16 protein-coding genes are annotated in these 13,012 nt (G+C 59.1%); 10 read left to right on the top strand and 6 right to left on the bottom strand.

The features are described from left to right. Positions 1–42 precede the first annotated feature (42 nt). Entirely contained in the window at positions 43–1,491 is a 1,449-nt protein-coding gene (locus IE087_RS14205) for an FAD-linked oxidase C-terminal domain-containing protein (RefSeq protein ID WP_189370032.1), read from the bottom strand. A gap of 84 nt (positions 1,492–1,575) precedes the next feature. Between IE087_RS14205 and IE087_RS14200 the strand changes: the two genes are divergently transcribed. Further along, on the top strand, positions 1,576–2,274 hold the full coding sequence (locus IE087_RS14200) for a DUF599 domain-containing protein (protein ID WP_189370031.1): 699 nt from the start codon (positions 1,576–1,578) through the stop codon (positions 2,272–2,274). 36 nt (positions 2,275–2,310) lie between these two features. Next, positions 2,311–2,667, top strand: coding sequence for a hypothetical protein (locus IE087_RS14195; protein WP_189370030.1), 357 nt, complete (start codon positions 2,311–2,313; stop codon positions 2,665–2,667). A gap of 95 nt (positions 2,668–2,762) precedes the next feature. Here IE087_RS14195 and rlmH read toward each other — a convergent pair whose 3' ends face one another. From rlmH to IE087_RS14180, 3 genes are all read right to left on the bottom strand, one after another. After that, positions 2,763–3,233, bottom strand: coding sequence for a 23S rRNA (pseudouridine(1915)-N(3))-methyltransferase RlmH (gene rlmH / locus IE087_RS14190; protein WP_189370029.1), 471 nt, complete (start codon positions 3,231–3,233; stop codon positions 2,763–2,765). 12 nt (positions 3,234–3,245) lie between these two features. Beyond that, a complete protein-coding gene (gene rsfS / locus IE087_RS14185) occupies positions 3,246–3,677 on the bottom strand; it encodes a ribosome silencing factor (protein WP_373296519.1) in 432 nt (143 codons plus the stop codon). 73 nt (positions 3,678–3,750) lie between these two features. After that, a complete protein-coding gene (locus IE087_RS14180) occupies positions 3,751–4,212 on the bottom strand; it encodes a hypothetical protein (RefSeq protein WP_189370027.1) in 462 nt (153 codons plus the stop codon). A 123-nt stretch (positions 4,213–4,335) separates the two neighbouring features. On the opposite strand from IE087_RS14180, the gene IE087_RS14175 reads away from it, so the two are divergent. Next, a complete protein-coding gene (locus tag IE087_RS14175) occupies positions 4,336–4,869 on the top strand; it encodes a hypothetical protein (RefSeq protein WP_189370026.1) in 534 nt (177 codons plus the stop codon). Beyond that, a complete protein-coding gene (locus tag IE087_RS14170; protein ID WP_189370025.1) occupies positions 4,866–5,084 on the top strand; it encodes a helix-turn-helix domain-containing protein in 219 nt (72 codons plus the stop codon). The genes IE087_RS14175 and IE087_RS14170 overlap by 4 nt, the downstream gene beginning before the upstream one ends. Positions 5,085–5,140: 56 nt before the next feature. On the opposite strand, the gene IE087_RS14165 is transcribed toward IE087_RS14170, so the two are convergent. After that, on the bottom strand, positions 5,141–5,806 hold the full coding sequence (locus tag IE087_RS14165; RefSeq protein WP_189370024.1) for an MBL fold metallo-hydrolase: 666 nt from the start codon (positions 5,804–5,806) through the stop codon (positions 5,141–5,143). Then, positions 5,803–7,212 (bottom strand): mechanosensitive ion channel domain-containing protein, encoded by a 1,410-nt coding sequence (locus tag IE087_RS14160; protein ID WP_189370023.1) that lies wholly within the window; start codon positions 7,210–7,212, stop codon positions 5,803–5,805. The genes IE087_RS14165 and IE087_RS14160 overlap by 4 nt, the downstream gene beginning before the upstream one ends. 71 nt (positions 7,213–7,283) lie before the next feature. Between IE087_RS14160 and IE087_RS14155 the strand changes: the two genes are divergently transcribed. The 6 genes from IE087_RS14155 (at position 7,284) to leuB (ending at position 12,948) form a co-directional block, all read left to right on the top strand. Next, entirely contained in the window at positions 7,284–7,394 is a 111-nt protein-coding gene (locus IE087_RS14155) for an isopropylmalate isomerase (RefSeq protein ID WP_189370022.1), read from the top strand. Between the two features lie 56 nt (positions 7,395–7,450). Beyond that, positions 7,451–8,857 (top strand): 3-isopropylmalate dehydratase large subunit, encoded by a 1,407-nt coding sequence (leuC, locus tag IE087_RS14150; protein ID WP_189370021.1) that lies wholly within the window; start codon positions 7,451–7,453, stop codon positions 8,855–8,857. A 170-nt stretch (positions 8,858–9,027) separates the two neighbouring features. Beyond that, on the top strand, positions 9,028–9,633 hold the full coding sequence (leuD, locus tag IE087_RS14145; RefSeq protein ID WP_189370020.1) for a 3-isopropylmalate dehydratase small subunit: 606 nt from the start codon (positions 9,028–9,030) through the stop codon (positions 9,631–9,633). Positions 9,634–9,940: 307 nt separating this feature from the next. Beyond that, positions 9,941–10,777, top strand: a complete 837-nt coding sequence (locus tag IE087_RS14140; RefSeq protein WP_189370019.1) for a hypothetical protein — start codon at positions 9,941–9,943, stop codon at positions 10,775–10,777. Between the two features lie 11 nt (positions 10,778–10,788). Beyond that, positions 10,789–11,811: an endonuclease/exonuclease/phosphatase family protein gene (locus IE087_RS14135; protein WP_189370018.1), complete on the top strand. Its 1,023-nt coding sequence runs from the start codon at positions 10,789–10,791 to the stop codon at positions 11,809–11,811. Between the two features lie 33 nt (positions 11,812–11,844). Continuing rightward, positions 11,845–12,948, top strand: a complete 1,104-nt coding sequence (gene leuB / locus IE087_RS14130) for a 3-isopropylmalate dehydrogenase (RefSeq protein WP_189370017.1) — start codon at positions 11,845–11,847, stop codon at positions 12,946–12,948. Positions 12,949–13,012: the final 64 nt, after the last annotated feature.

The raw sequence follows: 13,012 nt of genomic DNA, 5'->3' as shown, positions 1-13,012 counted from the left end.
AAACTTCGGGGGTGAGGCCGTCAGGCCGAGGGGGCTGGCCCCCTATTCCGCTGCGAGTGCTGCACCACGCCGCGGCTCGGACACCGCCAGTGGAAATACCTTGGCAGGGTTTAACAGCCACGTAGCATCGAACACGTCTTTCACCGCCATCTGCGCTTCCAGATCGGCGGGGGCGTATTGGTGGGTCATCAGATCCCGCTTTTCGATCCCGACACCGTGCTCACCGGTCAGACACCCACCAACCTCGACACACAGTTTCAAAACCTCGGCCCCGAACTCCTCACACAGCTCCAGATCGCCGGGTTTGTTCGCGTCATAACAAATGAGCGGATGCATATTCCCGTCACCTGCATGGAACACGTTGCCCACCGGCAAGCCGTATTTCTCTGACATCTCGCCAATGCGCCGCAGGACGTAAGGCAGTTCTGACACGGGGATCGTGCCATCCAAGCACATGTAGTCACTGATACGCCCGATGGCCGAAAACGCGGCCTTGCGCCCAGCCCAGATGCGCGCGCTTTCATCGGCGGATGCGCTCTCGCGCAAGGCAACCGGATTGTGCCGCTTGGCAATGTCCGTGATCAGGGCAAGCTGCGCATCGATCTCAGCATCCGATCCTTCAACCTCGACAATCAGCAACGCGCCGCACATCGGATAGTCAGCCTTCGCAAAGTCTTCGCAGACCTCGATCAGCATCTTGTCCATGAACTCGATGGCGACAGGCAGAACACCGGCCTTGATGATGTCAGCGACACAGGCCCCCGCCACCTCGGCACTGTCAAACCCCATCAAAACAGGGCGCGCGCCTTCTGGCTTGTGTAGGATGCGCAACGTCGCCTCGGTCACAACACCCAACTGTCCCTCAGACCCGCAAATCACGCCCAACAGGTCCAAGCCACCTGCATCCAAGTGTGCGCCACCTATCTCGACCACCGTGCCATCCATCTGCACTAGGGTCACCCCCATCAGGTTGTTGGTCGTCACACCGTATTTCAGGCAATGCGCGCCACCGGAATTCATTGCGATGTTTCCAGCAATGGCACAGGCCAACTGGCTAGACGGATCAGGTGCATAAAAGAACCCATCCGCCTCGACGGCACCGGTCACGCTCAGATTGGTCCGGCCTGTCTGCACTCGGATGATGCGGTTGTCATAGTCCGTTTCCAGCACATCACTCATGCGGGCGACGCCCAGGATCACGCAATCGGCGGTAGGCAAAGCCCCCCCAGCCAAAGATGTGCCCGACCCACGGGGCACAACAGGCACACCCTCATCATGGCAAATGCGCAGCACATCAGACACTTCTGATGTTGTCGAGGGCAGTACAGCAACCATGGGCGGACAGCGATAGGCCGTCAGGGCATCACATTCATAGGCCCGCGTTTCCGTCGGATCATCAATGACCGCATCAGAGGGCAACACATCCCGCAAACGCGCCACCACCCGCGCTTTGCGCGCCAAGACTGCAGAATCGGGAACAGGCATTTCCATGGGGTATCCTCCACATATTGGTAAAATAATATGACCAATTTCACTGGGATGCAATCTGAATCGCTGCGGTGTAAGACCGCAGCCATGACATGGCTTGACCGCATCGCCCTTTTTACACCGCTCGATTTCGCGGCCCTCGGCCTTTTGGTGCTGGGCTGGCTGGTGATCGGCTGGCGGATCGAACACCCTCATGCGCGGCACCCCTCGACCTCGCAGATCATGGCCGGGTTCCGGCGCGAATGGATGCAGCAGATGATCACGCGCGAGCCACGAATCTTTGACGCGCAGATCGTGGCCAGCCTTCGCCAGGGCACGGCGTTCTTTGCCTCGACCTCGGTCATTGCCATCGGCGGCACATTGGCACTGATCGGCAATGCCGAACGACTGACGGGGATCGCAAACGAACTGGTCCTGATGGACAGCCCCGCCTTTGTATGGGAGGCCAAGATGCTGACGGTCGCCCTGTTCCTGACCAACGCCTTCCTGAAATTTGTCTGGGCCAACCGGTTGTTCGGCTATGCCGCCGTGGTCATGGCCGCAGTGCCCAATGACATCACCGACCCGGTATGCAGCCCTCGCGCAACCCAGGCGGCCGAGATCAATGTCACGGCTGCGCGCTCATTCAACCGCGGCCTGCGGTCCGTCTACTTCGCACTGGCCTGCGTGGCATGGCTGGCAGGCCCAATCACACTGATCGTGGCAACGGCCTTTACCCTCGCCGTCATCTGGCGCCGAGAATTCGCCTCGAACTCGCGCACGATCCTGCTGGGCACGGACACGTGACATGACAACGACACAACCAGATCATAGCTTGCAACCATGAAACACCTGATCCCCCTGCTGCTGATCGCAGCCCCCGCCTTCGCCGAAGAACCGGTGATCGAAAATGTCGTCATCACTAAAACAGGCACGGCCACCTACCGCTTTTCCGTCACCATCAGTCACCCCGACACCGGATGGGAGCACTACGCCGATGGCTGGCGGGTGCTTGATATGGACGGCAACGAACTGGGGATGCGGGTGCTGCACCACCCCCATGTCGATGAACAACCCTTCACCCGCAGCCTCAGCGGCGTCACCATCGCGGCAGGCACCTCAGAAGTGCAAGTCCAAGCCCGCGACCTACCCGCAGGTTGGAACGAAGGCACGACAATCGTCACACTTCCAACAGACTAAGCCCTTCTTCTGGCTGGAAATACCTCGGGGAGCTCGAGGGGCAGAGCCCCTCGTCAGAAAAAATGAATCGCGTCGCGCAACGCGCGGCCGTTGGATCACACCCGATGATAAGGCGATCCTGCCAGGATCGACGCCGCCCGATACAACTGTTCAGTCAACATCACGCGCACCAGCATATGCGGCCAGACCATCGCCCCGAAAGACAGCAGGTGATCCGCCTCGGCCCGCAGGCCCGGATCAATCCCATCCGCCCCGCCAATGACAAAGGCCACGTCGCCGCGCCCATTGTCCCGCCACCCGCTCAGCCGCTTGGCAAAAGCGGGTGAGGTCTCGACCTTGCCCCGCTCATCCATGCAACACAGCACGGCACCCCTGGGCAACGCACGGCGCAACAGATCAGCTTCCGCCGCCATGCCACCGCCCTTGCGGTCGTCCACTTCGGTAAAGGTCAGGGGGCCAAGGCCAAGCGCCCGGCCCGTGCGGTCAAAGCGGGTCACATAGTCTTTGACCAAATCGCTCTCGGGACCGCCCCGCAGGCGGCCCACCGCACAGATATGCACACGCATCAGCGCGCGGAATCAGTTGGTCGCGGCAGCGCCGGGCTGCCACATCTTCTCCAGCTGATAGAACTCGCGCACCTCGGGCCGGAACACGTGAACAATCACGTCGCCCGTATCGATCAGAACCCAGTCACCGGTGTCCTTGCCCTCAACACGGGTCGAGATGCCGAACTTTGCTTTCAGGCGTTCCACAAGCTTTTCCGAGATCGCTGCCACCTGGCGCGACGACCGGCCCGAACAGATCACCATGTAATCACCCATGGCAGTCTTGCCGCGCAGATCGATCTGCACAACATCTTCGGCTTTGTCATCGTTGAGGGAAGACAGCACAGCCTCAAGAATACCATCGCTTGTGGCTTGCGTTTTGGGGGCGGCCATCACAGCCGCGGCTCCATCAGCGGTCTGAACCGCGTCAGCAGAGAATGACAGGACATTGTCCTCCTTTGTCAGCGCGCCGACACATCCCCGGCGCTGGGATACCTAGATCGTAACAACGCATGCATGACATTTCAATGAAACGCGTTCAAGCACAGGGTTTCAGAGGGCCCTGTGCAACACTTTCCAGCGCATTGTCGATAGGCGCGTCCTTCACAAGGGGCAAAAAGGGGCCGTCTGCGGCAAGCCGAATGTAAATGGACACATTGCCCGTTTCAGGCAGGGCGGCGCCAAGTCGGCAAGGCTCAAAGTCCACACTCAGACTGCCCTTTGTCCCATCGGGGTCCTTGGTCTTCCACCCCCTGATCTCTGCCTGAAGCGCCCGCAACTCCGTATGAGCCACAGGAGCAACCTGTAACATGTCCCCAATCATTTCGACCGGGAAACGGCCCGAGACCTCGGCGCCGTCGCTGCGCGCGGCACGCAGATCCAGCGTGCCTGATCCCGGCAACAAGGCAACTTCGACCGGCAGATCAACTTTCAACGCAATCTCTGCCGGATCGGCCGACAACGGGTCCAGCCCTTTCATCTGAAGAATCGTACTTGGCACGATCGAGGAGCAGGCTCCGAGGCAAATCGATGCCGCTAACAACACATCCTTCATAAAATTCACCCTTTCGAATCATTATTTATTGTTTTACAGTAATTTTTAGAAACCACATGGGAAATACAAATGCAAGACACCCTGATTACCCGACGCGCCCGGCAATTTGAGTGGGCGACGATTGGCTTGCTTGGGTTGCTAGTCATCGCGGCCGTAGTTGCCATCGCAGATGGGGGTTTGTCCGTCACTGATCTGCGCGAGGAATATGACACCAAGCACTTCCCTGAAACGCCTAGCGCTTGGGCGATCACACTGTGGCGCACAATCGAAATCGCATCCTATGCCCTGTTGCTCTGGGTGTTGTGGTGCGTGCGCGGATGGCTTTCCGCCTGCGCAAACGGCGACACCTTTCACAGTGATACGGCCCGACGAGTGATCCGCATCGGCCAGGGCCTGCTTGCGCTCGCGATAGTCGAGATCATCAGCCACACAGTGATTATCCTGGCATTGACTTGGGACAACCCAACAGGGGAGCGCACGTTGTCAATCACGATAGATGGTACGGGAATGTTTCTGGTGCTGGCTGCCTGCCTGCTCACCTTGTTTGGGTATATCCAGTCCGAAGCGGCGCGGCTGATGGCTGAGAACGAGGCATTCGTATGACCAATATCATTGTTCGATTGGACGTGATGATGGCTATGCGCAAAGTCAAAGGTCGCGACCTTGCCGCCCAAATCGGCATCACTGAACAGAACCTGAGTCTGCTCAAATCCGGTAAGGTAAAAGGCATCCGCTTCGAAACCCTGGCCAAACTTTGCGAAGCGTTGGACTGTCAGCCAGGTGATTTGTTGGAAGCAAGTGTGTCTCACACGCCCTGAAAGTGCAGGAACAAATCCGCCGCGGCCCAAACAGACTTATTGGGCCGCGCGCACTTCTAGTTCAATTGCACGGCAAACTCCGCAAACGCATCACCACTGACTGCAGGCCCATGCCCGAATGCAACCCGCTTGGGCCTCAGTGCTGCCAGCTTGCGGATCGAGGCCCGCGCGGCATCCATGTTCCAGGTCGCGATACCCATGGGCAGCCCGAGGCGCGGCGCAGTGGTGAAAAGGTTCATCCCCATTGCCGCATCGCCCGCAATCAGCACCCCATCTGACGCACGCCAGAACGAGATATGTCCCTTGGTATGCCCAGGCGTTTCAATCACCTCGAACCCACCAACCCGGTCGCCTTCGATAAGAGTGCGCGCCACAGAATAACCTGCTCCCGCCATAAAACGTTGCTGAATCCGCGCCATAAAGGAGGCCGGATTCGACAGCGATCCAACAACATATCCTGTTTCCGCTGCCTCCCGCTCTGCCGGATGGCACATCAAAGACAGGTTCAAAGCCCGGCACAACTCGGCCGTAGAACCCTGATGATCTGCATGCACATGGGTCAAGGCATGGCCCGAAACGGCCTTGCCGCGCAGTGCGCGTAACAGTTTCGGCGCGGACCGTTTCACACCGGCATCCACCAAGACGTCGCCTAGCAAATAGCAATTGAGCGACTGCCGCGGCATCACCGGAATCTGCCACGCCCCTTCCCCAAGCTGAATCATAAACCTTCGCCCTCGTCACTGCCCTGCCCCAGCAACCGCACCTCGCGCTGCGGGAACGGGATGGAAATGTTGTTTTCTTTGAAAATATCCCACAGCGCCAGATACACATTGCCGCGGATATTGGTCAGCCCACCGGTGGGATCGGTGATCCAGAAACGCAGGATATAGTCAACGGAACTGTCGCCAAATCCCACGATGTGACAGACAGGCGGGCGCGAAGACAAAACGCGCTCTACCCCCTTCGCTGCCTCAATCGCGAGTTTGCGCACTTGGTGCGGATCACAGCCATAAGACGTGCCGAAATAAATATCCAAGCGCACAAAATCGTTCGAGTGTGACCAGTTGACCACCTGCCCCGTGATCAGATCCTCGTTCGGGATAAGATATTCACGACCATCGCGGGTCACGACCGAGGCGTATCGAGCCCCCAGCGTCTGTATCCACCCAAACGTGTCGCCAAGGCTGATCACGTCGCCCGGCTTGATGGACTTGTCGAGTAGGATGATGACCCCGGACACAAGGTTCGACACCACCTTTTGGAGACCAAAGCCCAGTCCCACACCGATGGCACCTGACAGCACGGCAAGCCCCGTCAGATCAATGCCCAGCGCCCGCACCCCGGCATAAAAGGCGATTGCATAGAAGACGATCTGCACGACCTTGACGATCAGCACCCGCATCGAGGGCGAGATATCCTCGTTCGCCTGAACCCGGTTCGAGGTTGTGACGGTAATGAACCGCGCCAAGGCAAATAGGCACCCGACAACGACAATGCCCTGCACCACCAGCAAGGCTGAAAAGCGCATGTCGCCTATTGAGAACGCGGCAGCGTCCAGAACCTCTGACGTCTCGTCCACGATACCAAGGACGTACAGAGTGACATAAATCCATGCGCCATACCGCACCATGCGGCGCAAGAAGATGGAGCGGATCAGGCGGGTCGCAAAGGCCACCAATAGCCACGCGGTGGCGAGGGTCGCGGTCAGGCCCAGGACATAGGACCGTGACGGCCACGTCGCCTCGCGCATGATCCAGACCAGCATCCACATGAGGACGACAAAGAACATCGCGCGCAAACGCTGATGCACAACGACCAGCACTCGCATCCGCCACTTGGGCCAACCTTCGCGCGTGCCCATCCAGTTGCGAATGGGTGGTCCCAGCCAGCGACGCAACAAGTGGGCCAACACAAAGACGGCCAACGCCATCCCCAACTGATACGCCACCCACGGGCGCAGCAGCGACATGGCGAAACTCTCGACATGTCCCAGCAATGTCAGGGCAAGGGACCAAATAATCTCGGTTAGGGTCTGCCCATCCGTGGACTGTCCCGACACAGCTGCCTCGGCCGCTGAATTCAGCGCATCGGCGATATCATTGCCGCTGCCGTCCGTATGCGTGGTCATGCCCGCCCTCCGTCACTGGCAGCATGCAATGGCAGAAGCACACGATCAATCGCACCTTGCTTGATCGGCACATGGAATCCCGTTATCTGGCAAATATGACCCGCCTCTTTGACATGGATGACCGCGCACGTCTGCGCGAACGCTTTTTCGGGGCGACGCACACGGTGCTGGCGCGCCTATAAGGCTGCCCATCCCTCATCCATCTCGAATACAGCCAATCCAAGGGAGAGGACCAACCATGTCCCCCAAGACACTCTATGACAAAATCTGGGATGCCCACGTCGCCCACGAGGCCGAGGACGGCACCTGCCTGCTCTATATCGACCGCCACCTCGTGCACGAAGTGACCAGCCCCCAAGCCTTCGAAGGGCTGCGCATGGCAAACCGCCCCGTTCGCGCCCCGGACAAGACCATCGCCGTGCCGGATCACAACGTACCGACGACGCCCGGTCGCGAAGATCCCAAGAACATGACCGAGGACAGCGCCATTCAGGTCGCAGCCCTCGACAAGAACGCCAAGGACTTTGGTATCCACTACTACCCCGTATCTGACGTGCGTCAGGGCATCGTGCACATTGTCGGCCCCGAACAGGGGTGGACCCTGCCCGGTATGACCGTCGTTTGCGGTGACAGCCACACCGCGACCCACGGCGCATTTGGCGCGCTGGCCCACGGCATCGGCACATCCGAAGTGGAACATGTGCTGGCGACGCAGACGCTGATCCAGAAGAAGTCCAAGAACATGAAGGTCGAGATCACCGGCAAGCTGCGCCCGGGTGTGACGGCCAAGGACATCACCCTGTCGGTGATCGGTGAAACCGGCACCGCCGGCGGCACTGGCTATGTCATCGAGTATTGCGGCGAAGCCATCCGCGATCTGTCGATGGAAGGGCGTATGACCGTCTGCAACATGGCGATCGAAGGCGGCGCGCGTGCTGGCCTGATCGCGCCGGACGAGAAAACCTTCGAATACGTCAAGGGCCGTCCCCACGCCCCCAAGGGCGCGCAATTCGAAGCGGCGATGGAATGGTGGAAAACACTCTATTCAGATGATGACGCCCACTGGGACAAGGTTATCACGATCAAGGGCGAAGACATCGCACCGGTTGTGACATGGGGCACCTCGCCCGAGGATGTTCTGCCGATCACGGCAAATGTGCCGTCCGCCGACGACTTCGAAGGTGGTAAGGTCGGCGCAGCCCAGCGCTCGCTCGACTACATGGGCCTGACACCGGGCACCCCGCTGTCAGATATCGAGATCGACACCGTATTTATCGGATCCTGCACCAATGGTCGTATCGAAGACCTGCGCGCCGCTGCCGAAATCTTGAAGGGCAAGAAGATCAAGGACGGTCTGCGCGCCATGGTCGTGCCGGGGTCAGGCCTTGTGCGTCTGCAAGCAGAAGAGGAAGGGCTCGCCGACATCTTCAAGGAAGCCGGTTTCGAGTGGCGCCTTGCGGGCTGTTCCATGTGTCTGGCCATGAACCCCGACCAGCTGGCCGAGGGTGAACGCTGCGTGTCGACCTCGAACCGGAACTTCGAAGGACGGCAGGGCTACAAGGGGCGCACGCACCTTGTATCTCCGGGCATGGCGGCGGCTGCCGCGATCACCGGCAAGCTGACCGATGTGCGGGAAATGATGTGAGGCCCGCTCCCACCGGAAAGGTTAACAGCCCGTTAGCCGACCATGACGGTGGGGGTGTACAGGGGGTGCACGGATGCTGCACGGGGGGTGACACCCTCTTTCCCCGGTCAAGGACACAAGATGTAGGGCGGGGTTTGACCCCGCCGCCTTCCTAGGAAAGGTTAACGACAATGGATAAATTCGAAACACTGACGGGGATCGCGGCCCCCATGCCGCTGGTCAATATCGACACCGATATGATCATCCCCAAGCAGTTCCTCAAAACGATCAAACGCTCGGGCCTTGGCGCGAACCTCTTTGACGAGATGCGGTTTGATCGGCAGGGCAACGAGATCGCAGATTTCGTGCTGAATCAGGATGCATATCGCAACGCCGAGATTTTGGTGGCCGGGGACAACTTTGGTTGCGGGTCCTCGCGTGAGCACGCCCCATGGGCGATCAAGGATTTCGGCATCCGCTGCGTAATCTCCACCAGCTTTGCCGACATCTTCTACAACAACTGCTTCAAGAACGGCATTCTGCCCATCGCCCTCCCGCAAGAGGCCGTGGACGTGCTGATGAAAGACGCCGAGAAAGGCGCCAACGCCCGCATGACCGTCGATCTGGAAAACCAGACAGTGACCACATCCGACGGTGAAAGCTTCTCGTTCGAAGTGGATGCGTTCAAAAAGCACTGCCTGCTGGAAGGGCTCGACGATATTGGCCTGACCATGGAGAAGGCCGGCAGCATCGATACGTTCGAAGCGCAAGCTGCACAGGCCCGCCCCTGGGTCTGAGCCAATATTAACCAAAAAATGGCATAGCGGTTGCCCATCGCTATGCCCCCGGAAACCCCGACGCACAACATGTTGGGGCCTTCCAATAGAGTGCCAAAATCCCGCCTCAGAAATGATGCACAAAGGCACCACACCCACCCTCAAAATGACCGAAGGTTTGCGTTTCATTAACCATAAGGCTTGAGAGCCCGGGTCAATCAAGGCAAGAATGTGTCGAGAATGAGGCACCCGCCTGACCCGGTGGGATCAAGTTGGAACAAGTCGCGGCAACGTACCAAGACTGGCCAGTTTGAAGGGATCGAGAGACGTGATAGCACGATTGTCAGGTGCCGCTATGCGCGGCTTCTTCGTGGCATTGATGATTGCCACACCAGCGCTCGTTGTGCCCGGCGCATCGACTGAATCCTCGCAAGCTACTATTCTTGTTGCACTTCTTGCAGCGTTCCTGACCTTCGTCGAATACAATTCGAGAAGCCCAAGCATCGTTGAATTCCGCGACGCGGCCCCGTTCAATCGCTTGCGCTTTGCTGCACTTCTTGCGTCCATATTCCTGCTCAGCCTGATCTGCCGGGGCAAAACGGACCCGACATTGCTGACCAATGCCCTGACCTCGATCGGCACAATTATCGGCAACAGCATCGACTTCCCCTATAGCCCCGTGCGGCTTGTGGTCTTGATGCTGCCACCGGATGCGCACGAAACCGTGGTTCAGTCCGTTCGGACCGCAGCGGGTCTGGCCTATCTTATTTCGCTGACGGCCATGGCGATGTTCCTGTTCCTTGTTCGTGTCATGGGTTGGCCATCGCGCAATGGGTCGTTCAACATGTGGGTCAACTTGCCCTTGTTCGACCCGACGGCGGGCGGTGACGTGTTGTATCGTCTGAACCGCGATGCGCGGATCAACATCGCCCTTGGCTTCCTGCTGCCTTTCCTGATCCCGGCTGTGGTCAAGATGGCCGCTGACCTGCTAAACCCGATCACGCTTGAGAACCCGCAAACCCTGATCTGGACGATGAGCGCATGGGCCTTTCTTCCCGCCAGCATGATCATGCGTGGCATCGCGATGCAGCGGATCGCGGAAATGATCCGCGACCAGCGCAAGCGGGCCTACGAAAACGCAGATACGGATTTGCTGCTGGCCTGACCCTGACAGCCATGGCCCTATTTGCAGGGGTCATGGCGCATGCAGATACGCTCCGCTTCGCAACCTACAACACCGAATTGCAACGTGATGGCCCCGGTCTTTTCCTGCGTGATCTTGCGCGCGGAGAGGATGACCAAATCGCCGCGGTGCTTGCTGTTCTGGCACACGCAGATGCAGATGTTCTGGCCCTTCAGGGCATCGATTACGACCTGACGGGCGAGGCGCTGAGCCGCCTCGCAAAGGCTGCAGGCTACACACACCATTTCGCCCTGCGCCCGAACACTGGCATGCCGACTGGGTTGGACATGGATGGTGACGGGCGGCTTGGTGGCCCACGCGATGCCCAAGGATATGGCCGGTTCTCGGGACAGGGTGGCATGGCAATCCTGTCGCGCTTTCCGATCAGGGAAGACGATGTGCAAGATCTGTCGACCCTGCTCTGGGTGGAGATGCCTGATGCCCTGTTGCCAGAGGTGAACAATGCGCCGTTTCCGTCAGAGCAGGCACTGGCCGCGCAACGCCTGTCCACGACAGGTCACTGGATCGTCCCGATTGAGACACCAACGGGCATAGTCCACCTGATGACCTTTCACGCCAGCCCACCGGTCTTTGACGGCCCCGAAGATCGCAATGGCAAACGCAATCACGATGAAATCAGGCTTTGGCAGCAGGTACTGGATGGCAATGTCGGCACGGCCCCGACAGGGCCATTCATCATTGCCGGGGATGCCAACCTGGACCCTGAAGATGGCAGCGGTCTGCATGGCGCAATTCGTGACCTTCTTGCAGATCAACGGCTTACGGATGTGTCCCCGCAGGGACAATTTGGCACTGACACCGTCGATTGGGATGATCCGGTGCCCGGCAATCTGCGTGTCAGCTACGTGCTGCCTTCAACACACTGGCGTGTCGTGGACAGCGGGGTGCTGTGGCCTGCACCAGACGACCCCATGGCCGAAACAGTTGCCACAGCCAGCCGGCACAGGTTGGTTTGGACGGACCTGACCCTTGACCCCGTGGGCAGTGGTGAGTAGGCGAAACCCCGAGCAATCAAAGGAGTTTCGCCCATGTCCAATCCGTCGATCTTGATCCTGCCGGGCGACGGCATCGGTCCTGAAGTCATGGACCAGGTCACCCGCGTCATCGACTGGTTCGGCGCGAAACGGGATCTGAGCTTTGACGTGTCGACCGACCTTGTCGGCGGTGCCGCCTATGACGCGCATGGCACGCCGTTGCACGACGATACGATGGCCAAGGCGCAAGAGGTTGACGCCGTCCTGTTGGGTGCCGTGGGCGGCCCGAAATACGACGATCTGGATTTCAGCGTAAAGCCCGAACGCGGCCTGTTGCGCCTGCGCAAAGAGATGGACCTCTATGCCAACCTGCGCCCCGCACAATGCTTTGACGCTTTGGCCGATTTCTCATCCTTGAAAAAGGATGTTGTCGCAGGTCTTGACATCATGATCGTGCGCGAACTGACCTCGGGCGTCTATTTTGGTGAGCCACGCGGCATCATCGAAGAAGGCAACGAGCGCGTTGGCATCAACACCCAACGCTACACCGAAAGCGAAATCGAACGCGCAGCACGCTCGGCCTTTGAACTTGCCATGCGTCGCAACAAAAAGGTCTGCTCGATGGAGAAGGCCAACGTGATGGAAAGCGGCATTCTGTGGCGTGAAGTGGTGACACGTGTGGGCGCAGAATACCCCGAAGTCGAGCTGAGCCATATGTATGCCGACAACGGCGCCATGCAGCTTGTCCGCGCACCCAAACAGTTCGACGTGATTGTCACCGACAACCTGTTTGGTGACATCCTGTCTGACTGTGCCGCGATGCTGACCGGGTCACTTGGCATGCTGCCGTCGGCATCGCTTGGTGCCCCCATGGCCAATGGCCGACCAAAGGCGATGTACGAACCCGTGCACGGATCAGCCCCCGACATCGCAGGTCAGGGCAAGGCAAACCCGATTGCCTGTATGCTCAGCTTTGCCATGGCACTGCGCTATTCCTTTGATCAGGGTGACGAAGCTGCACGTCTGGAAGGGGCCATTGAAAAAGTGCTGGCAGACGGCGCCCGAACAGGCGACCTGATGGGGCCGGAAGGCGGTATCCCGCTTAGCACCAGCCAGATGGGCGATGCCATTCTGAATGCCCTCGATGCAAGTCGCTAACACTACGGGGGAGTGCAAAAAGCACAAAAAGCAATCGATTGCACCAGAGTAGTGATAACAAAGA

The organism is Tateyamaria omphalii, assembly GCF_014651375.1.
GTDB classification, from domain to species: Bacteria; Pseudomonadota; Alphaproteobacteria; order Rhodobacterales; family Rhodobacteraceae; genus Tateyamaria; species Tateyamaria omphalii.
The sequence above is the reverse complement of the archived record's forward strand: the minus strand, read 5'-3'. Positions and strand labels throughout refer to the sequence as shown.

What these genes read in the sequence shown, in the direction of transcription:
- IE087_RS14155 (WP_189370022.1), top strand. Translation starts at nt 7,284, where the DNA reads ATGGAATCCCGTTATCTGGCAAATATGACCCGCCTCTTTGACATGGAT.
- leuD (WP_189370020.1), top strand. Translation starts at nt 9,028, where the DNA reads ATGGATAAATTCGAAACACTGACGGGGATCGCGGCCCCCATGCCGCTG.
- IE087_RS14170 (WP_189370025.1), top strand. Translation starts at nt 4,866, where the DNA reads ATGACCAATATCATTGTTCGATTGGACGTGATGATGGCTATGCGCAAA.
- IE087_RS14200 (WP_189370031.1), top strand. Translation starts at nt 1,576, where the DNA reads ATGACATGGCTTGACCGCATCGCCCTTTTTACACCGCTCGATTTCGCG.
- IE087_RS14195 (WP_189370030.1), top strand. Translation starts at nt 2,311, where the DNA reads ATGAAACACCTGATCCCCCTGCTGCTGATCGCAGCCCCCGCCTTCGCC.
- leuC (WP_189370021.1), top strand. Translation starts at nt 7,451, where the DNA reads ATGTCCCCCAAGACACTCTATGACAAAATCTGGGATGCCCACGTCGCC.
- rlmH (WP_189370029.1), bottom strand. Translation starts at nt 3,233, where the DNA reads ATGCGTGTGCATATCTGTGCGGTGGGCCGCCTGCGGGGCGGTCCCGAG.
- IE087_RS14135 (WP_189370018.1), top strand. Translation starts at nt 10,789, where the DNA reads ATGGCCCTATTTGCAGGGGTCATGGCGCATGCAGATACGCTCCGCTTC.
- IE087_RS14205 (WP_189370032.1), bottom strand. Translation starts at nt 1,491, where the DNA reads ATGGAAATGCCTGTTCCCGATTCTGCAGTCTTGGCGCGCAAAGCGCGG.
- IE087_RS14175 (WP_189370026.1), top strand. Translation starts at nt 4,336, where the DNA reads ATGCAAGACACCCTGATTACCCGACGCGCCCGGCAATTTGAGTGGGCG.
- IE087_RS14165 (WP_189370024.1), bottom strand. Translation starts at nt 5,806, where the DNA reads ATGATTCAGCTTGGGGAAGGGGCGTGGCAGATTCCGGTGATGCCGCGG.
- leuB (WP_189370017.1), top strand. Translation starts at nt 11,845, where the DNA reads ATGTCCAATCCGTCGATCTTGATCCTGCCGGGCGACGGCATCGGTCCT.
- IE087_RS14160 (WP_189370023.1), bottom strand. Translation starts at nt 7,212, where the DNA reads ATGACCACGCATACGGACGGCAGCGGCAATGATATCGCCGATGCGCTG.